17 protein-coding genes, 2 tRNA genes and 1 pseudogene are annotated in these 17,076 nt (G+C 61.2%); 11 read left to right on the forward strand and 9 right to left on the reverse strand.

The window, feature by feature from the left end:
* The first annotated feature begins 7 nt into the window (after nucleotides 1-7).
* From gorA to CAY82_RS04410, 4 genes are all read left to right on the forward strand, one after another.
* The gene (gene gorA, locus CAY82_RS04395) at nucleotides 8-1,363 is read left to right on the forward strand and encodes a glutathione-disulfide reductase (RefSeq protein WP_087500085.1); all 1,356 of its coding nucleotides are present in this window, start codon (nucleotides 8-10) and stop codon (nucleotides 1,361-1,363) included.
* Between the two features lie 245 nt (nucleotides 1,364-1,608).
* Nucleotides 1,609-2,172, forward strand: a complete 564-nt coding sequence (ahpC, locus tag CAY82_RS04400; protein WP_003250537.1) for an alkyl hydroperoxide reductase subunit C — start codon at nucleotides 1,609-1,611, stop codon at nucleotides 2,170-2,172.
* 126 nt (nucleotides 2,173-2,298) lie between these two features.
* Nucleotides 2,299-3,876 (forward strand): alkyl hydroperoxide reductase subunit F, encoded by a 1,578-nt coding sequence (gene ahpF / locus CAY82_RS04405; RefSeq protein ID WP_087500086.1) that lies wholly within the window; start codon nucleotides 2,299-2,301, stop codon nucleotides 3,874-3,876.
* A gap of 164 nt (nucleotides 3,877-4,040) precedes the next feature.
* Nucleotides 4,041-4,229 carry a hypothetical protein gene (locus tag CAY82_RS04410; protein ID WP_087500087.1) on the forward strand — a complete coding sequence of 63 codons (189 nt, stop codon included), beginning with the start codon at nucleotides 4,041-4,043 and terminating at the stop codon, nucleotides 4,227-4,229.
* A 4-nt stretch (nucleotides 4,230-4,233) separates the two neighbouring features.
* On the opposite strand, the gene CAY82_RS04415 is transcribed toward CAY82_RS04410, so the two are convergent.
* The 3 genes from CAY82_RS04415 to nhaR form a co-directional block, all read right to left on the reverse strand.
* Entirely contained in the window at nucleotides 4,234-4,881 is a 648-nt protein-coding gene (locus CAY82_RS04415; RefSeq protein ID WP_087500088.1) for a YceH family protein, read from the reverse strand.
* A gap of 110 nt (nucleotides 4,882-4,991) precedes the next feature.
* Nucleotides 4,992-6,200, reverse strand: a complete 1,209-nt coding sequence (gene sstT, locus CAY82_RS04420) for a serine/threonine transporter SstT (RefSeq protein ID WP_087500089.1) — start codon at nucleotides 6,198-6,200, stop codon at nucleotides 4,992-4,994.
* Between the two features lie 167 nt (nucleotides 6,201-6,367).
* Nucleotides 6,368-7,261: a transcriptional activator NhaR gene (nhaR, locus tag CAY82_RS04425; RefSeq protein WP_087500090.1), complete on the reverse strand. Its 894-nt coding sequence runs from the start codon at nucleotides 7,259-7,261 to the stop codon at nucleotides 6,368-6,370.
* 135 nt (nucleotides 7,262-7,396) lie between these two features.
* Here nhaR and CAY82_RS04430 point away from each other — a divergent pair, with 135 nt between their 5' ends.
* Entirely contained in the window at nucleotides 7,397-7,636 is a 240-nt protein-coding gene (locus CAY82_RS04430) for a hypothetical protein (RefSeq protein ID WP_025338519.1), read from the forward strand.
* Nucleotides 7,637-7,664: 28 nt separating this feature from the next.
* Entirely contained in the window at nucleotides 7,665-8,417 is a 753-nt protein-coding gene (locus tag CAY82_RS04435) for a TerC family protein (RefSeq protein ID WP_087500091.1), read from the forward strand.
* Nucleotides 8,418-8,486: 69 nt separating this feature from the next.
* Here the strand turns inward: CAY82_RS04435 and CAY82_RS26620 are convergent, their stop codons facing one another.
* Nucleotides 8,487-8,663: a hypothetical protein gene (locus CAY82_RS26620; protein ID WP_170931025.1), complete on the reverse strand. Its 177-nt coding sequence runs from the start codon at nucleotides 8,661-8,663 to the stop codon at nucleotides 8,487-8,489.
* A gap of 166 nt (nucleotides 8,664-8,829) precedes the next feature.
* On the opposite strand from CAY82_RS26620, the gene CAY82_RS04440 reads away from it, so the two are divergent.
* Nucleotides 8,830-9,564 carry a peptidase C39 family protein gene (locus tag CAY82_RS04440; protein WP_087500092.1) on the forward strand — a complete coding sequence of 245 codons (735 nt, stop codon included), beginning with the start codon at nucleotides 8,830-8,832 and terminating at the stop codon, nucleotides 9,562-9,564.
* 120 nt (nucleotides 9,565-9,684) lie between these two features.
* On the opposite strand, the gene CAY82_RS04445 is transcribed toward CAY82_RS04440, so the two are convergent.
* Nucleotides 9,685-10,968: an FAD-binding oxidoreductase gene (locus CAY82_RS04445; RefSeq protein ID WP_087500093.1), complete on the reverse strand. Its 1,284-nt coding sequence runs from the start codon at nucleotides 10,966-10,968 to the stop codon at nucleotides 9,685-9,687.
* A gap of 203 nt (nucleotides 10,969-11,171) precedes the next feature.
* Between CAY82_RS04445 and CAY82_RS04450 the strand changes: the two genes are divergently transcribed.
* Nucleotides 11,172-11,248: transfer RNA gene (locus CAY82_RS04450), tRNA-Val, on the forward strand.
* Nucleotides 11,249-11,415: 167 nt separating this feature from the next.
* Nucleotides 11,416-11,492, forward strand: a tRNA-Val gene (locus tag CAY82_RS04455).
* A 244-nt stretch (nucleotides 11,493-11,736) separates the two neighbouring features.
* Here CAY82_RS04455 and nhaA read toward each other — a convergent pair.
* Together nhaA and CAY82_RS04465 are read right to left on the reverse strand one after the other, a co-directional pair.
* On the reverse strand, nucleotides 11,737-13,098 hold the full coding sequence (nhaA, locus tag CAY82_RS04460) for a Na+/H+ antiporter NhaA (RefSeq protein ID WP_087500094.1): 1,362 nt from the start codon (nucleotides 13,096-13,098) through the stop codon (nucleotides 11,737-11,739).
* 160 nt (nucleotides 13,099-13,258) lie between these two features.
* On the reverse strand, nucleotides 13,259-14,713 hold the full coding sequence (locus CAY82_RS04465; RefSeq protein ID WP_087500095.1) for a TrkH family potassium uptake protein: 1,455 nt from the start codon (nucleotides 14,711-14,713) through the stop codon (nucleotides 13,259-13,261).
* Nucleotides 14,714-14,991: 278 nt separating this feature from the next.
* Here CAY82_RS04465 and CAY82_RS04470 point away from each other — a divergent pair, with 278 nt between their 5' ends.
* Nucleotides 14,992-15,561 carry an SPOR domain-containing protein gene (locus tag CAY82_RS04470; protein WP_087500096.1) on the forward strand — a complete coding sequence of 190 codons (570 nt, stop codon included), beginning with the start codon at nucleotides 14,992-14,994 and terminating at the stop codon, nucleotides 15,559-15,561.
* Nucleotides 15,562-15,827: 266 nt separating this feature from the next.
* A complete protein-coding gene (locus CAY82_RS04475; protein WP_087500097.1) occupies nucleotides 15,828-16,253 on the forward strand; it encodes a GTP pyrophosphokinase in 426 nt (141 codons plus the stop codon).
* 3 nt (nucleotides 16,254-16,256) lie between these two features.
* Here CAY82_RS04475 and CAY82_RS04480 read toward each other — a convergent pair.
* Together CAY82_RS04480 and CAY82_RS04485 are read right to left on the reverse strand one after the other, a co-directional pair.
* A pseudogene (locus CAY82_RS04480) lies at nucleotides 16,257-16,430 on the reverse strand (endonuclease); the annotation flags it as partial.
* Nucleotides 16,431-16,492: 62 nt separating this feature from the next.
* The gene (locus CAY82_RS04485; RefSeq protein WP_087500208.1) at nucleotides 16,493-16,735 is read right to left on the reverse strand and encodes a DUF1654 domain-containing protein; all 243 of its coding nucleotides are present in this window, start codon (nucleotides 16,733-16,735) and stop codon (nucleotides 16,493-16,495) included.
* Nucleotides 16,736-17,076: the final 341 nt, after the last annotated feature.

Raw genomic sequence — 17,076 nt, forward strand, 5'->3', positions numbered from 1 at the left:
TGAATACATGGCCTACGATTTTGATCTGTTCGTGATTGGCGCCGGGTCCGGTGGTGTACGCGCGGCGCGGTTTGCCGCCGGCTTTGGTGCAAAGGTGGCGGTTGCCGAGAGCCGCTACCTGGGCGGTACCTGCGTCAATGTCGGCTGCGTGCCGAAAAAACTGCTGGTGTACGGCGCGCACGTTGCCGACGAACTGGAGCAGGCCGCAGGTTTCGGCTGGACCCTAGAAGAAGGGCATTTCGACTGGGGCACCCTGATTGCCAACAAGAACCGGGAAATCGAGCGCCTCAACGGCATCTACCGCAACCTGCTGGTCAACAGCGGGGTCACCCTGCTGCAGGGCCATGCGCGTCTGACCGGTGCCAATGAAGTGGAAGTGGAAGGCCAGCGCTACACCGCCGAGCACATCCTCATCGCCACCGGTGGCTGGCCACAGGTACCGGACATCCCGGGCAAGGAACTGGCCATCACCTCCAACGAAGCCTTCTATCTCAAGGACCTGCCACGCCGGGTGCTGGTGGTGGGTGGTGGCTACATCGCCGTCGAGTTCGCTGGCATTTTCCAGGGCCTGGGGGTGGCTACCACGCTGCTGTACCGTGGCGACCTGTTCCTGCGTGGTTTCGATGGTTCGGTGCGCACGCACCTGAAGGAAGAACTGGAAAAACGCGGCCTCGACCTGCAGTTCAATGCCGACATCCAGCGCATCGACAAGCTCGAGGACGGCAGCCTCAAGGCCACCCTCAAGGATGGCCGCGAGCTGGTCACCGACTGTGTGTTCTATGCCACCGGCCGGCGCCCGATGCTGGACAACCTGGGCCTGGAAAACACTGGCGTCGAGCTGGATGCACGCGGTTACATTCGCGTTGACCAGCAGTACCAGACCACCGCGCCGTCGATCCTGGCCATTGGCGACGTGATTGGCCGCGTGCAACTGACTCCGGTGGCTCTGGCCGAGGGCATGGCCGTAGCGCGGCGCCTGTTCAAGCCCGAGCAATACCGCCCGGTGGACTACCAGAACATCCCCACCGCGGTGTTCAGCCAGCCGCCCATCGGCACCGTGGGCCTGACCGAGGAACAGGCACTAGAGGCCGGGCACAAGGTGCAGGTGTTCGAAAGCCGCTTCCGCGCGATGAAATTGACCCTGACCGACATCCAGGAAAAGACCCTGATGAAGCTGGTGGTAGATGCCGAGACCGACAAGGTGCTGGGCTGCCACATGGTCGGCCCCGACGCGGGCGAGATCATCCAGGGCCTGGGCGTTGCCCTGAAGGCCGGTGCGACGAAGCAGCAGTTCGACGAAACCATTGGCGTGCACCCGACGGCTGCCGAAGAGTTCGTGACCATGCGCACAGCCACGCGCTGAACATATTCCCCTGTGGGAACGGCCTTGTGTCGCGAAAGGGCCGCAAGGCCGCTCCCACAAAAAGCAGCCGCTGCAAAGGCTACACACTGCGCAATCCTTTGCTCAGCCCATTCCCTTCTATTAATACACCCCGTTTATAGCGAAAACCAATCACAAGCATGAGCTTTGCCAATGAGCCTTTATCGGGACCAGCGGTTAGGATTCTCTCCATCAACTGATTCCAACCCCATGAAGGAGCGTCTCTCATGCCAATCATCAACAGCCAGGTCAAACCGTTCAACGCCACCGCCTACCATAAGGGCGAGTTCGTCCAGGTCAGCGAAGCAGACCTGAAAGGCAAGTGGTCTGTCGTGTTCTTCTACCCGGCCGACTTTACCTTCGTCTGCCCGACCGAGCTGGGTGACCTCGCTGACAACTACGCCGAGTTCCAGAAGCTGGGCGTGGAAATCTACGGCGTGTCCACTGACACCCACTTCACCCACAAAGCCTGGCACGACACTTCGGACACCATCGGCAAGATCGAATACCCACTGATCGGTGACCCGACCCACGTCATCTCGCGCAACTTCGACGTGCTGATCGAAGAAGCCGGCCTGGCCGATCGCGGTACCTTCGTGATCAACCCGGAAGGCCAGATCAAGATCGTCGAACTGAACGACGGTGGTGTAGGCCGCGATGCTGCCGAACTGCTGCGTAAAGTGAAGGCCGCCCAGTACGTTGCCGCTCACCCAGGCGAAGTTTGCCCGGCCAAGTGGAAAGAAGGCGAAGCCACCCTGGCGCCATCGCTGGACCTGGTCGGCAAGATCTAAGTCCATGCGCCAGTCGCGGGCGGTGAGCAGCCGCCAAAGCTGAAGTAATTACCGCCCCGCCAAAACGCCCGGGCGAGCTCGCCTGGGCGTTTTTGTATCCGAGTTTTGAAAAAGGAATCGCCCCGTATGTTGGACGCCACGCTTAAATCGCAACTGAAAACCTACCTGGAGCGGGTCACCCAGCCGATCGAGATCGTTGCTTCCCTCGACGACGGCGCGAAGTCCCGCGAATTGCACGACCTGCTGGTGGAAATTGCCGGCCTGTCGAACCTCATTACCTTCAGCGCGGACGGTACCGATGCCCGTCGTCCTTCGTTCTCGCTGAATCGCCCGGGTGCTGCCCTTGATGGCAAAAGCATCAGCCTGCGCTTCGCCGGCATTCCCATGGGCCACGAATTCACCTCGCTGGTGCTGGCACTGCTGCAAGTCGGCGGCCATCCCTCCAAGGCCAGTGCCGAAGTGATCGAGCAGATCCAGGCGCTGGAAGGCGAGTACACCTTCGAAACCTACTTCTCGCTGTCGTGCCAGAACTGCCCGGACGTGGTCCAGGCGCTGAACCTGATGGCGGTACTCAACCCCAACGTGCGCCATGTGGCCATCGACGGCGCGCTGTTCCAGGCGGAAGTGGAATCGCGCAAGATCATGGCGGTGCCGAGCATCTACCTGAACGGCGAAGTGTTCGGCCAGGGCCGCATGGGGCTGGAAGAAATCCTCGGCAAGATCGACACCAGCGCCGGTGCTCGCCAGGCCGAGAAGATCAACGCCAAGGACGCCTTCGATGTGTTGGTGGTCGGCGGTGGCCCGGCCGGCGCCTCGGCAGCCATCTATGCCGCGCGTAAAGGCATCCGCACTGGTATTGCGGCCGAGCGTTTCGGCGGCCAGGTGCTCGATACCCTGGCCATCGAGAACTTCATCTCGGTACAGGAAACCGAAGGGCCGAAGCTGGCCACGGCGCTGGAAGAACACGTCAAGCAGTACGACGTGGACATCATGAACCTGCAGCGTGGTGAAGCGCTGATCCCGGCCACCGATGGCGGCCTGCACGAAGTACGGCTGGCCGGCGGCGCCTCGCTCAAGGCCAGGACCGTGATCCTGGCCACCGGTGCCCGCTGGCGCGAAATGAACGTGCCGGGCGAGCAGGAATACCGCGCCCGTGGCGTAGCTTACTGCCCGCACTGTGATGGCCCGCTGTTCAAAGGCAAGCGCGTGGCGGTGATCGGTGGTGGCAACTCGGGTGTGGAAGCGGCTATTGACCTGGCCGGTATCGTCGCTCAGGTAACCCTGATCGAGTTCGACAGCCAGTTGCGTGCCGATGCGGTACTGCAGCGAAAGTTGCACAGCCTGCCGAACGTGAAAGTGATCACCAGTGCGCTGACCACCGAAGTACTGGGCAATGGCGAAAAAGTGACCGGCCTGCGCTACAAGGACCGCACCAACGACCAGCAGCATGAAGTGGCATTGGAAGGCATTTTCGTGCAGATCGGCCTGCTGCCGAACACCGACTGGCTGAAAGGCACCGTCGAGCTGTCGCCACGTGGCGAGATCATCGTCGACGCCAAGGGCCAAACCAGCATCCCGGGTGTTTTTGCGGCGGGTGACGTGACGACTGTGCCGTACAAGCAGATCGTGATTGCGGTGGGTGAGGGGGCCAAGGCTTCGCTGGCGGCCTTTGACCACCTGATCCGCACTTCGGCACCGGCGTAAGCCTGTACCGGCCCTTTCGCGGCTAAAGCCGCTCCCACAGGTACTGCGCAGATTTTGAAAACTGTGCAGATCCCTGTGGGAGCGGCTTTAGCCGCGAAAGGGCCGGTACAAGCAAAGCCCGAGGATGTCTATGATTGTTGTAGACCCCCTCAGGAATCACACCCATGACCCTGATCAGCCGCGAACCCTGGTGGCTAGTCCCCCCACAGCCCGGGCAGCAAGAGCAGGACCTGCACTGGGGCTACCTGGAAATCTACGCCGACGGCCGCACCGTGTTCGTCGATCAGCGCCCCAGTGACCAGGAGCTGGCCGAGCGCAAAAGCTGCCGCAACTTCCCCGACCCCGAGCCGTGACGGCTCAGCCTTCCAGTTCGGCCAGGCGTGCTTCCAGCGCCGCGATGCGGGCCTCGAGGGCTTCGATGCGTTCTTCCGACACATTGCCGCCGCTACTGCGTGCGCTACCTTCCTGCTGCCGCGCAGCCAGTATCGCCTCGATTTCCGCCGGGTCACCCAAGGCATGGGTGTAGCGGTCCTCCCGCTGGCCGGCCTGGCGCGGCAGGTGCAAGGCCAGGCCGCGCGAGACCAGGCGCTCCAGCTGGTGCTGGATCTGCTCGGTATCGTCGAAGTCGTGCAGGCGGTTGCTGCGGGTCAGCAGTTCATTGAGGGTTTGCGGCCCGCGCAGGAACATCAGGCCCATCAGCACCAGTTGCGCCGGCACCAGTTCCAGCGCCTTGTCCACCCGGTGCTCCCAGCGGTCGGCGCGGCTGCCCATCTGCAGGCGCGTCATGTCTTGCCCTTCGAGGGCGCGCAGGGCCTGGCCGACCTGGCCTTGGGTGAGGTTCATCACCGGCTCGCGGCTGGTCTTCTGGTTGCAGGCCAGGACCAGGGCATTGAGTGTCAGCGGGTAGCTTTCCGGGCTGGTGGCCTGCTTCTCGATCAGCGAGCCGAGAATACGGATCTCGATGCTGTTGAAGCGGCCTTCGCCGGCGGTTTCGTGTTCTGACATGGCCCTGTCTCATTGCTGGGGAAAGGCCACTAGGGTAGGTAATGCCATCGTGTTAGGCAATTGGCACCTGTGGGAGCGGGTGAACCTGCCCCCACAGGTGCCAGGCAAACTCAGGCGTTACGCTGTTCTGCCTGACACGCCGCCGCAGTAAACAGCACATCGGTCGAAGAATTCAGCGCCGTCTCCGCCGAATCCTGCAGCACGCCGATGATGAAGCCCACCGCCACCACCTGCATGGCGATTTCGCTAGGGATGCCAAACAGGCTGCACGCCAGCGGAATCAGCAGCAGCGAGCCACCGGCCACGCCCGAGGCGCCGCAGGCACATACCGCTGCCACCACGCTGAGCAGCACAGCGGTCGGCAGGTCCACCGGAATACCCAGGGTATGCACCGCCGCCAGGGTCAGCACGGTAATGGTAATGGCGGCGCCGGCCATGTTGATGGTCGCACCCAGCGGGATCGACACCGAGTAGGTGTCCTCATGCAGGCCAAGGCGCTCCGACAGGGCAAGGTTGACCGGAATGTTGGCAGCCGAGCTGCGGGTGAAGAACGCGGTGATACCGCTTTCGCGCAGGCACAGCAGAGTCAGCGGGTAGGGGTTGCGGCGGATTTTCCAGTACACGATCAGCGGGTTCATCACCAACGCCACGAACATCATGCAGCCGATCAGCACCGCCAGCAGGTGCAGGTAGCCGAGCAGGGCGTCCAGGCCCGACTGGGCCAGGGTAGCGCTGACCAGGCCAAAGATGCCCAGCGGGGCGAAGCGGATGACTACGCGTACGATCAGGGTCACGCCATTGGACAGGTCCTCGACCACGGTGCGGGTGGTTTCGCCGGCATGGCGCAGGGCAACGCCCAGGCCTACGGCCCAGGTCAGCACACCGATGAAGTTGGCGTTGAGCAGGGCGTTGATCGGGTTGTCGACCGCACTCAGCAGCAGGTTCTGCAGCACCTCGCCGATGCCGCCTGGCGCGCTCAGCGTAGCCTCGCCGGTGCTCAGTACCAGGTTCGACGGGAACAGCATGCTGGCGAGCACGGCGACTACCGCAGCGCCGAAGGTGCCCAGCAGATACAGCCAGAGGATCGGGCGAATGTGGGTTTCCTGGCCGTGGCGGTGATTGGCGATCGAGGCCATGACCAGGATGAACACCAGCACGGGGGCCACCGCCTTGAGTGCGCTGACGAACACTTTCCCGAGGAAGCCCATGTCGCGGGCAATGGCGGGCGCAAGCAGGGCCAGGGCGATGCCTGCGATCAGGCCGATGACGATCTGCGTCACCAGGCTGGTGCGGTTGAGGAAGCGGAGGACGGGGGTCATGTGCAGCGGGGTCTCGGAATCTGGAAAGTGCGGGACTTTACCATAGAGCCTTGTAGGGCTGTTCCGGCCTTTTCGCGGGTAAACCCGCTCCCACAAGATCTCCACAGGGTTTCGAAGACTGTGATGAACCTGTGGGAGCGGGTTTGCCCGCGAAGAGGCCACCACGGCTACCAGTGAAACAACTCTCGCCGCGCGCCCTCGGTAATCGCCACGATCCCCGGGTGCTTGACCTTGCGCTCCACCGAAATGGCATAGAACGACTCGTGCACGGCCTCGGTCTGGCCGATCAACTGCACGCCATACTGGCGGCACACTTCCTCGGCAATCACGCTGGGCGCGACGAAGATGCCGCTGCCCGATTGCCCGAACGCCTGCATCAAGGCACTGTCATCGAACTCGCCGACGATCCGTGGCTGCACCTGCTGCTCACCCAGCCAGCGCAGCAGGCGGCTGCGTACCACGGTTTCCTGGCCGGGAATAAGCAAGGGCGCATCCTGCAGGCAGGCAGGAAAGGTCCCTTCCAGGCGTTGTGCCAGCGCCGGGGTGGCGAAGAAGCTCAAGCCGCACTCGCCCAGTTTCTGGCTATAGCCTTTGATGTCCAGGTGGTTGGGCATGGGGCTGTCGGAAATCACCAGGTCCAGGCGCTGGATCGCCAGGTCGGCCAGCAGCCGTTCGAGCTTGTCTTCACGGCAGTTGATACGCAGCACGTCGTCCAGCTCCATGGTCGGTGCCAGCAGGCGGTAGACGATGGACTTGGGCACCACGTCCGCCACACCCACGCGGAACAGGATCTGCTCCTGCGGGCCGGCCCGCAGCATGGCCTCCAGCTCGCCGCCCAGCTGAAACATCTGCTCGGCATAGATCAGCGTCTGGCGTCCTGTTTCGGTCAGCTCCAGCTGCCGCCCCACGCGCTGGAATAACTCCAGACCGTAAGTCTGTTCGAACAGGCTGATTTGCCCGCTGATGGTTTGCGGGGTCAGGTTCAACTGTTCACTGGCGCGGGCGATGCTGCCGGTCTTGGCCACGGCCCAGAAGTAGTGCAACTGCCGATAGTTGAGCATCGGTGCTTTTCCGGATTCGTAAAACCCGAAGTATAACCGCTGAAAATACGAATTTTCCTGATGTATTACGCTCTTTACAATGCGGCTCCATCAGGCGCCGTGTGCGCCGCCGGAATATCGACAAGCGAGGAACCCATGCTGCAACTCAAATCCATCGGCACGCCGCTGGTACTGGCCCTGGCCCTGTTTACCCTGGCCGGTTGCGAGCAGGCCGAGAAATCCGCCCAACAGATGCTCGACCAGGCCGCGCAGTCGGCCAAGCAGGCCATCGATGACACCAACAAGGCCGCGCAGCAGGCGTTGAGCGAGGCCATCGGCAGCGAAGGGCACAAGCCCAAGGACGCCGACAAGAAAGAAGACACCCAGGAAATCTGACCCCAACCGCTGCTGCAGGATTTGAACAATGGAATACTTGCTGGAACTCGTCGCTAGCCCTACCGCCTGGGTTGCCCTGGCTACGCTGGTGGCCATGGAAGTTGTACTGGGCATCGACAACCTGATCTTCATCTCCATCCTGACCAACAAACTGCCGGTGGAGTACCGCTCCAAGGCGCGCCGTATCGGTATCAGCATGGCCTTGGTCATGCGCCTGGCCTTGCTCAGTACGGTGGCCTGGATCGTCCAGCTGACCGACCCGGTATTCGAAGTGTTCGGTAATGCCTTCTCCTGGAAGGATGTGATCCTGATTGCCGGTGGCCTGTTCCTGCTGTGGAAGGCGACCAAGGAGATCCACGAAAACGTCGACCCGCACGGTGCCAAGGAAGAAGCCAAGGTGTCGTCGACGGTTACCCTGGGCTTTGCCGCGGCGATCTTCCAGATCCTGTTGCTGGACATCGTCTTCTCGGTCGACAGCATCATCACCGCCGTGGGCATGACCGAGCACCTGCCGATCATGATCATTGCCGTTATCACTGCGGTGATCGTCATGCTGGTGGCCGCCGACCCGCTGGCCAACTTCATCAACGACAACCCGACCGTGGTGATGCTGGCCCTGGGCTTCCTGATCATGATTGGCATGACGCTCATCGCCGAAGGTTTTGGCGCCCATGTACCGAAGGGTTATGTGTATGCGGCCATGGCCTTCTCGACAGCGATCGAGATCCTCAACATCCTGGCCCGTCGGGCACGGTTGAAGCGTGAGGCGGCTGAAGGTTGATGTGAAAAGGCGGGGCGCTTGCGCCCCGTTCGCGGGCAAGCCCGCGAAGGGGGTTAAGAAAAACTGAAGTCAGTGCACCCCGGCATGCCGCCGCGCCCGGCGCACAGGCTGTGGCTTGGCGGCGACCTGCGGTGGCAGGTGGTGGTGGGAATGACGCCGCACGATGCGCAGTACACCCCACAGCATGGCGGCTGCGACGCTCAGCCACATGCCCACCAGCATGAGGATTGCCACGGTCAGGCTCATCTGTGCCTCCATCTCTACAAGCCGCGCTCGGTCTGCCGACGCTGGCCTTCCAGACACTCCTTTAGTCTAGCCTTTCGCCTGTGACGTTCCATTGACCAAAGGTCTATTGCTTGGTCCGATTTGCTCCTAACCAGTGTCGGACTATACCCGCGCCGCTGTCCGACCTATGATCGGTGGCCAGAGCCGGGCGCTGCCTGCCCGGCGTTGGAGCAAGCGAGTGTCCATGCAGCAACATTCCTTCAAATCCGCCCCCCGTCGGCTGCTGGCTGCCTGCCTGGTGGCGGTCAGCCTGGCCGGTTGTGCCAGTGCCCCGCCCGCCAACCTCAAGGGCCTGCCGCAGCGGGTCGAGATCAGCAGCGTGCCGTTCTACCGTGGTAACGCCAACCATAGTGGGGCCATGGCCTTGGCGGCGGTATTGTCGCAACAGGGCGCGCCAATCACCCCAGGGTTGCTGGACAAGCCGTTGAACTTGCCCTTGGGCGCCGAGGCGCTGGACACCGGCATCCCACGCGTGGCGCGTGACTACGGCATGGTGGTGTATCCGCTGGACAAGCAGTTGGACGCGCTGCTGATCCAGGTGGCGGCGGGCAACCCGGTGCTGCTGCGTTACGAGGATGGTTCGGCCTGGTGGAGCGAGCCACGCTATGCCGTGTTGATCGGCTACGATCGCTACAAGCAGCGGGTGCTGTTGCGCTCGGGCATGCACCGGCGGCAGGTGATGGCGTTCGATGACTTTGCGTCGGCGTGGGCGAAGCTTGGGAGTTGGGCGGTGCTGGTGCAGCCACCGCGGCAACTGCCGGCACAGGTGGACCGCCAGCGCTGGCTGCAAGCTGCGGATGAACTGGCCCGGGCGGGGCAGGAGATTGCGGCGAAGCAGGCTGTGAGTAGCCTGAACAAGTAGCTTGGCCTGTTCCGGCCCTTTCGCGGGCAAACCCGCTCCAACAGGAAACCCGCTGCCCTCAGGTCCAGTGATATCCCTGTGGGAGCGGGTTTACCCGCGAAGAGGCCTGGCCTGCCTACATCAGAAACCCAGGCGATCACGCAGGCTGTAGTACCAGGCACCAATGGCGCTGAACGGCACGCGCAGCATCTGGCCACCCGGGAACGGGTAGTGCGGCAGGCCGGCGAAGGCGTCGAAACGCTCGGCCTGGCCACGCATGGCTTCGGCCAGCACCTTGCCCGCCAGGTGGGTGTAGGTTACGCCGTGACCCGAGCAGCCCTGGGAGTAGTAGATGTTGTCACCGATACGGCCAACCTGTGGCAGGCGCGACAGGGTCAGCAGGAAGTTACCTGTCCAGGCATAGTCGATCTTCACGTTCTTCAACTGCGGGAAGGCCTTGAGCATCTTCGGACGGATGATTGCCTCGATGTTGGCCGGGTCACGCGCGCCGTACACCACGCCACCACCGAAGATCAGGCGCTTGTCGCTGGTCAGGCGGTAGTAGTCGAGCAGGTAGTTGCAGTCCTCGACGCAGTAGTCCTGCGGCAGCAGGGTACGCGCCAGTTCGTCGCCCAGCGGCTCGGTGGTGATTACCTGGGTGCCGCATGGCATGGACTTGCTGGCCAGCTCCGGCACCAGGTTGCCCAGGTAGGCGTTGCCGGCGACGATGATGAACTTGGCGCGGACCTTGCCCTGCGGGGTGTGCACCACCGGGTTGGCGCCGCGCTCGATGCGTACGGCCGGGGTTTGCTCATAAATGATGCCGCCCAGCGACTCGACCGCGGCGGCTTCGCCCAGGGCCAGGTTCAGCGGGTGGATGTGGCCGCCGCTCATGTCCAGCATGCCGCCCACATAGTTGTCGCAGGCGACCACTTCGCGGATACGCTTCTGGTCCATCAGCTCCAGCTGGTTGTGGCCGAAGCGTTCCCACAGGCGCTTTTGCGACTCCAGGTGGCCCATCTGCTTGCTGGTGAGGGCAGCAAATACGCCACCGTCTTTCAGGTCGCACTGGATGTTGTACTTGGCCACGCGCTCACGAATGATGCGCCCGCCTTCGAAGGCCATCTGGCCCAGCAGTTGAGCCTGCTTGGGGCCAACGGTGCGTTCGATGACGTCGATGTCGCGGCTGTAGCTGTTGACGATCTGGCCACCGTTGCGGCCCGACGCGCCGAAGCCGACCTTGGCCGCTTCGACGATGCTTACCTTGAAGCCGTTCTCCAGCAGGAACAGGGCGCTGGACAGGCCGGTGTAGCCGGCGCCGATGATGCACACATCGGTTTCCACCTCACCCTGCAGCGCCGGACGTGGCGGCACCGGGTTGGCCGAGGCGGCGTAGTAGGACTGGGGGTAGGGGGTATTAGCCATGCTGCAGGAACCTCGTGTTTTATATTTTTAACGAATGTACCGATGCTATCAATAATAATAAACACCCGCTAGTCGTCCGTTGAAAATCCTTTACTCGGTCCCTGTCAGCGCGCCTTTCTATAAAAAGTTTAAGATTCAGTAGGTTAGCGTGAAAAAAAGTGTTGACAGGGTTTTTGGAATGAGTAGAATGCGCACCACACGACAGGCACATAGCTCAGTTGGTTAGAGCACCACCTTGACATGGTGGGGGTCGTTGGTTCGAGTCCAATTGTGCCTACCAAATCGAAGAAGGGGTGATCCGCAAGGGTCACCCCTTTTTTCATTGGGGTTTCATGCGGCCTGCGGCGCACAGTGCGCCCCTATGCTTGAATCTCGAAAGTTTTTGATTTTTCTCAAAAAAACGCTTTACAGGTACGCATTCGATCACTAATATGCGCACCACACGACAGGCACATAGCTCAGTTGGTTAGAGCACCACCTTGACATGGTGGGGGTCGTTGGTTCGAGTCCAATTGTGCCTACCAAACAAAAGTCCCGGTTTTCCGGGCGCAGCAAGGGCGATCCGAAAGGGTCGCCCTTTTTGCTTTTGCAAAACTATTGCAAAACCTCCCGCCTGGATCCCGGTCAGTCGAACCACCAATAAGCAGGGGGCCCCACGCAGCCATGGGGAGCGATAGTAATCGGGCGCGCAGCCGGCGAGAGGGCGTTTCCAAGGCTTGTGGCGATCCACTTGCTCAATGGCAATGGATCGCCAGGGTGAGATTGCTGCTAGGTGGTCGCACTTGCTTTGGTAGCAGACGATGCTCTTCGTATAATCCACGCACCCCAGGCCAAGCCGAGCATGGCTGCGATCACCGAAGCGGATAGTACGCCGAGTTTGGCTGCCCCTAATGAGCCATGGTCGACGAACGCGAGATTGGCGATGAAGATCGACATGGTGAAACCGATGCCGGCCAGCAGCCCAATCAGGACAATGCTGCGCCAGTTGACCTCGGCAGGAAGCGCGCACCAGCCCAAGCGGACCATCAGCCAACTGACGCTGACGATGCCCAAGGGTTTGCCTGCCACCAGCGCGACAGCGACAGCGATCATGACCCATTGGCGGGACTCGGCGGAGAGATCGACACCCGATAGGCTTACCCCGGCATTGGCCAAGGCAAACACCGGCATGATGCCGAACGCAACCCAGGGGTGTAAGGTTCCCTGCATGCGCACTACTGGTGGCACCAGTTCGCGCTGGGCCAGGCGCAGGCGTTTCAAAGGGTCCATGAGGTCGCTGGCATCCTGTTCAGGTGCCTTGGCACGTCCCAGCAACTCGCCGGTGAAGCGGGTAATTGCATCCAGCGGGCGCTCACGCATCGGCATTGCGGTCACAGGCGTCATCAGGCCCAGCACAACGCCTGCGAGGGTCGGATGGGCTCCGGTCAACAAGACGCCCAGCCAAGTGATCGCGCCAGGAATGATATACGCGTAGGCAGAGCCAACACCTATCTTCTGAAGCCCGATCACCATTAACAGACCGATCAACGCAACCCCGAAACCGCTGTAATCGAGGCCGCCCGAATAGAAGAACGCGATGATCAGCACTGCGATGATGTCATCGATGATCGCCAGGGCCAGTAGAAACACACGGACGTTGGACGGGATCGACTTGCCGAGCAGCGCCAGTACGCCTACCGCAAAGGCGATATCTGTAGCCGTCGGCACGGCCCAGCCTTGTTGTTCTGCCGAGGCGTGACCAAAACCCAGGTAGAGGAGCGCGGGTACGGCTACACCGCCGACGGCGGCGGCCATGGGTAGCGTGGCTTGCCGCAGGCTGGACAGTGCGCCCTCGTGGATCTCGCGACGGATCTCCATGCCCACGACAAGGAAGAAGATGGTCATCAAGCCATCATTGATCCAGAAATGCAGGGACTGCGAATAGATCAGCGAACCCACGCCGATCGTCAACGGTGTATGCCAAAGGCCGTCGTAGCTTTCGGCGGCTGGGGAATTCGCCCAGATCAGCGCAGCAATAGCTGCAACCAGCAGAACAATGCCGCTGACCGCTTCAATGTGCAGAAAGCGTTCAAGGTTGGCGAAGGCACGCTCGGCCAGTTCCTGGGCGCGAGGCAATTCCTGTTTATGCATAGGCGCAAGTACTCCCGCATGGCGGCCCGACCTGCGCTGTTCTTTAACCTGCCCCCACTGCACCGTGCAGCTGGCACCCATCCGGTAGTCTACCGAACAACTATTCTCAGATGAACGAAAAGTACCAAACCTAATGTTTCTCACCTGCTTGACGTCTGGCCTAGAATCGCCAGAAAGCTGGAGAGACGAGTACCAGTACGGTCAGGATTTCGAGCCGCCCAAGGAGCATGCCAATCGTCAGCAGCCATTTCGCAGCGTCTGATAACGAGGCGAAATTACCAGCAGGCCCGATAAGTGTACCCAGCCCCGGTCCAACGTTGCACACGGCGGTAGCTGCCCCGCTCAACGCCGTCATCCAGTCGAGCCCCAGCAGAGAGAGGCCAAGGGCGATGACCGCGATGGTGATCGAGAAGAAGAACGAAAACGTCAGCATTGAGCGCACGATCTCTTCATCGATGGGGTGCCCATTGTATTTCTTCGAGATCGTTGCCCTTGGGTGGATCAATTGTTTCAGGCTGCTGACAAGCAAGGCCGCGGCCACCTGGAAACGAAATATCTTCAGACCGCCAGCGGTAGAGCCTGAGCAGCCGCCGACGAACGTCAGATAAAAGAACAGCATGATCGCGAAGCTGCCCCAAAGGGTGTAATCACCGACGGCAATGCCTGTGGTGGTCACCACCGAGGTCACATTGACCGCAACGATACGAAACGCATCCCACCAGGAGAAGTCGCTGTGCCAGCTCAGCCAGGTTCCGACAGCGACCCACATGAAGACAAGGAAGCCCAGAAAACCGCGAACCTGATGGTCCTTGAGCAGGGCGCGCCGATGGCCACGCAATGTGGCCACATACAGGGTGAAGGGCAGGCTGCCGAGAATCATGATGACCACGGCCACCCAATGCACTGCAGGTTGCACCCAATGCCCCAGTGAGGCATCCGAAGTGGAGAATCCTCCGGTCGAAATCAGTGACATCGAATGATTGATGGCTTCGAACGGGGTCATTCCGGCCGCCCACAACGCCCATGTCCCCAGTGCTGTCAGGCTCAGGTAGACCAGCAGGATCATCTTGGCCGCCACATGCGAGCGCGGGGTCACTTTGTCGGACCAGTCCGACGACTCTGTCTGGAACAGGCGCATGCCGCCCACGCGCAGTAATGGCAGGATCGCGACGGCCATGCCGATAAAGCCAATGCCTCCCAGCCAGTGAAGCAGAGAGCGCCAGATCAGCAGCCCCGGCGATGCACTGTCCAGACCGGTCAGTACTGTCGAGCCGGTTGTGGTGATTCCCGACATGGTTTCGAAGAACGCGTCCGTATAGCTGATGTGCCGAATGAACACCATCGGCAGGGCCGCAAATGCGCACACGATGACCCAGCTCGCCGTTGTCAGGAAATACATGTCCCTGGCCCGCAGTTGCGGTGTGTCGGGCACTCCACGAGCCACCATGACCAGGCCGGCGCACAGGACGATGAGGCTCGACCAGAGGAATGCGCCGAGGTCGTCGCTGCGGTCATGCAGCAGCAGCGTCAGCATCGGGATCACCATGCTGATGGCCAAAGTGATCAGGAATACACCAATAATGAAGGCGATGAAACGCAGTGCAGGAAGCGGCATTGAGCAAGCTCGTTTGGACATTGTCAGCAGTATTGCCTGCGCTACGGCAATGTCGAGTGAGAAAGGGGCGATTCAGCCCTGCCATTCAAGTCTATCAGGCAGAGAACAAAAGCCAGTTAGCAAGGGATTGTTCAGCATAATCCTGCGACAACCTCTCTCCCAGCCTTAGTGATCATGACGCTGGAATTCACGCATGAAGCAGCGTGTAACGTTTGGTCGCGGTTCGGGGTATTGCCCGGCGTGCTAGAATCCGCTCCTTCGAATCTGGAGGTACACGCGTGCGCAAACTGGCTGTGGTAATGGCAGTGTTCGCCCTGGCGGGCTGTGAGAACGAGGTCGAAGGCGTGCACAAACAGGTGGCCGAACACCTGCACAACCCCAAGACCGCCAAGTTCGGTAACGTGCGGATTGACACCCAAGGCACCATCTGCGGTCAGGTCCGCGGCAAGGATGATGCCGGGCAGTACGAGGCCTACCGCAGCTATGTGGCGATCAAGCGTGATGGCCAATACGAAATCATCGTAGACGACAGCGGCAACAACCTGCGCATCCGCGAAATGTGTGGCGGCGCCGAGCTGCAACGCCGCGCCGAAGCCCTGGCTGGCCAACCGGCCCCGCAAGGCTGGGATGTGGAAGTGATCCAGGGCGCCAACATGGGTGCACTCAGCGACATGACCGCACGCTTGATCGAAAAGGGCATTCCGTCCTCGGTGGAGTATCGCGACGGCAAGCCGGTGGTGCTGATGGGGCCGTTCCCGAGCCGTGAAGAAGCCGAAGCACGCAAGGCCGAGGTGATGGCCAAACTGGGCACCGATTCGGTGGTCATCCAGCACGGCGCAGCACGCTAAACCCAGCCCTTTCTGTCACGTAGAGGGCTGAATTCGCGAGCGCTAACTCAATGAGCTATGCGCAGTTCTACGAGAGCAGCCTTGTGCCGCGAAGGGGCCTTACTGGTAATGCATATCTGTTGCCCGTACCGGCCTCTTCGCAGCACAAGGCTGCTCCTACAAAGGCCGCGCCAGCTTCTGGATTTTGAGTGGTCACACCTGCGCTAGACATTGTTCGCACAAGTTTGGCTATGCTTGGCAGGAAGATGCCGAACGGGGAGGGCCTCATGTCTACACTGGAGCGGGCCATTGCCGTGGCCGCCAGGGCGCATGAAGGGCAGTACGACAAGGGTGGGGCTGCTTATATCCTCCACCCGTTACGTGTGATGATGCGGGTTTCTACACCTGAGCAACGGATTGTCGCAGTGCTTCACGATGTGATCGAAGATACTTCGCTGACCCTGTCCGACCTGGCGCGCGAGGGCTTCGCGCTGAAAATCCTTGCCGCCTTGCTGGCGCTCAGCCGCCGTGAGGGCGAGGCCTACCAGGACTTCGTGGTGCGCCTGGGCGGTGATCCGCTGGCGCGTACGGTCAAACTGGCCGACCTGGCCGACAACAGCGACCTTTCGCGCATCCCTTGCCCGGGCCCCGCTGACCTGGCACGGCTGGCGCGTTACCGCGAAGCCAGCGCCTACCTGCAGGCGTTGGTCTGAGGTTCAGCCACAGGTCTTGAGGTTGACCGGCCCGACGAACTCGTTGCCCCGTCCCATCACACAGGCCACCTGCTGGTTGCGTTGTCGCTCCCAGGCTTGCGGCGGGTAGGTCCTGTTCCAGGCTTCGAACAACTGGCGGTCCTGCCGGGACATGCGCAGGTTGTACTGCTTGCTCATGGGCCGAAGGGGGTGGTCAGAAACAGGCAAACAGCCGCGAAAAGCGAAACTCTCATGCGCGGTCAGTCTTCCTTCGGTACAGTCCAGAAAATCTGCACGCCGCCATCGTCGCGGTGGGCGAGGGTGACATTGTCGTTTTCGGCAATTTCCTCGAGCAGGGTTTCCCAGTCTTCCGGGGTTTCCTGCTCCAGGCGGAAGATCAGCGCCGCGCGACTGCGCTGGGCGGTGGGGCTGTTGATGATCTTCTGAATGCGCACACCCAGTTGTTCATAGCTGCTCGGGGTGGAGGAGGCGGTGCTGGACACAAGCATTTCCTTGTTTTGCTGTATGCGCATACAGTATTTCACCGTAAGTAATTTCGCAACAGCTTGTCAGGCGAAAGCTGTGCTCAAGCCTGAGCCGATCCGTGCCCGGCGTTATCCAAATCTCCCGGAAGATCCGCTGCGACGCTTCGCGATACAAGGCCGCATGCGGGCGTATTCCGTTCGGGATTCCGAACAAATGCAGGAAAATACGTTCGGTTTTTCGGAAAAATCCGGATAAACTGCCCCGGGCTCGACTTGACCTCCGATAGCCAGACGTATTTGACAAAACCCGGTCCTGTTTCCATAGTTGGTCAAAGCAAACGTTTGCGATCCGACAAAAA

The sequence above is a fragment of the Pseudomonas sp. SID14000 genome (genome assembly GCF_002165135.1).
In the GTDB taxonomy this organism is placed as follows: Bacteria; Pseudomonadota; Gammaproteobacteria; order Pseudomonadales; family Pseudomonadaceae; genus Aquipseudomonas.

What these genes read in the sequence shown, in the direction of transcription:
- gorA (WP_087500085.1), top strand. Translation starts at nt 8, where the DNA reads ATGGCCTACGATTTTGATCTGTTCGTGATTGGCGCCGGGTCCGGTGGT.
- sstT (WP_087500089.1), bottom strand. Translation starts at nt 6,200, where the DNA reads ATGACCCCCGTCCTCCGCTTCCTCAACCGCACCAGCCTGGTGACGCAG.
- ahpC (WP_003250537.1), top strand. Translation starts at nt 1,609, where the DNA reads ATGCCAATCATCAACAGCCAGGTCAAACCGTTCAACGCCACCGCCTAC.
- nhaR (WP_087500090.1), bottom strand. Translation starts at nt 7,261, where the DNA reads ATGCTCAACTATCGGCAGTTGCACTACTTCTGGGCCGTGGCCAAGACC.
- CAY82_RS04410 (WP_087500087.1), top strand. Translation starts at nt 4,041, where the DNA reads ATGACCCTGATCAGCCGCGAACCCTGGTGGCTAGTCCCCCCACAGCCC.
- CAY82_RS04415 (WP_087500088.1), bottom strand. Translation starts at nt 4,881, where the DNA reads ATGTCAGAACACGAAACCGCCGGCGAAGGCCGCTTCAACAGCATCGAG.
- CAY82_RS04435 (WP_087500091.1), top strand. Translation starts at nt 7,665, where the DNA reads ATGGAATACTTGCTGGAACTCGTCGCTAGCCCTACCGCCTGGGTTGCC.
- nhaA (WP_087500094.1), bottom strand. Translation starts at nt 13,098, where the DNA reads ATGCATAAACAGGAATTGCCTCGCGCCCAGGAACTGGCCGAGCGTGCC.
- CAY82_RS04440 (WP_087500092.1), top strand. Translation starts at nt 8,830, where the DNA reads ATGATCGGTGGCCAGAGCCGGGCGCTGCCTGCCCGGCGTTGGAGCAAG.
- CAY82_RS04430 (WP_025338519.1), top strand. Translation starts at nt 7,397, where the DNA reads ATGCTGCAACTCAAATCCATCGGCACGCCGCTGGTACTGGCCCTGGCC.
- CAY82_RS04475 (WP_087500097.1), top strand. Translation starts at nt 15,828, where the DNA reads ATGTCTACACTGGAGCGGGCCATTGCCGTGGCCGCCAGGGCGCATGAA.
- CAY82_RS26620 (WP_170931025.1), bottom strand. Translation starts at nt 8,663, where the DNA reads ATGAGCCTGACCGTGGCAATCCTCATGCTGGTGGGCATGTGGCTGAGC.
- CAY82_RS04445 (WP_087500093.1), bottom strand. Translation starts at nt 10,968, where the DNA reads ATGGCTAATACCCCCTACCCCCAGTCCTACTACGCCGCCTCGGCCAAC.
- CAY82_RS04465 (WP_087500095.1), bottom strand. Translation starts at nt 14,713, where the DNA reads ATGCCGCTTCCTGCACTGCGTTTCATCGCCTTCATTATTGGTGTATTC.
- ahpF (WP_087500086.1), top strand. Translation starts at nt 2,299, where the DNA reads ATGTTGGACGCCACGCTTAAATCGCAACTGAAAACCTACCTGGAGCGG.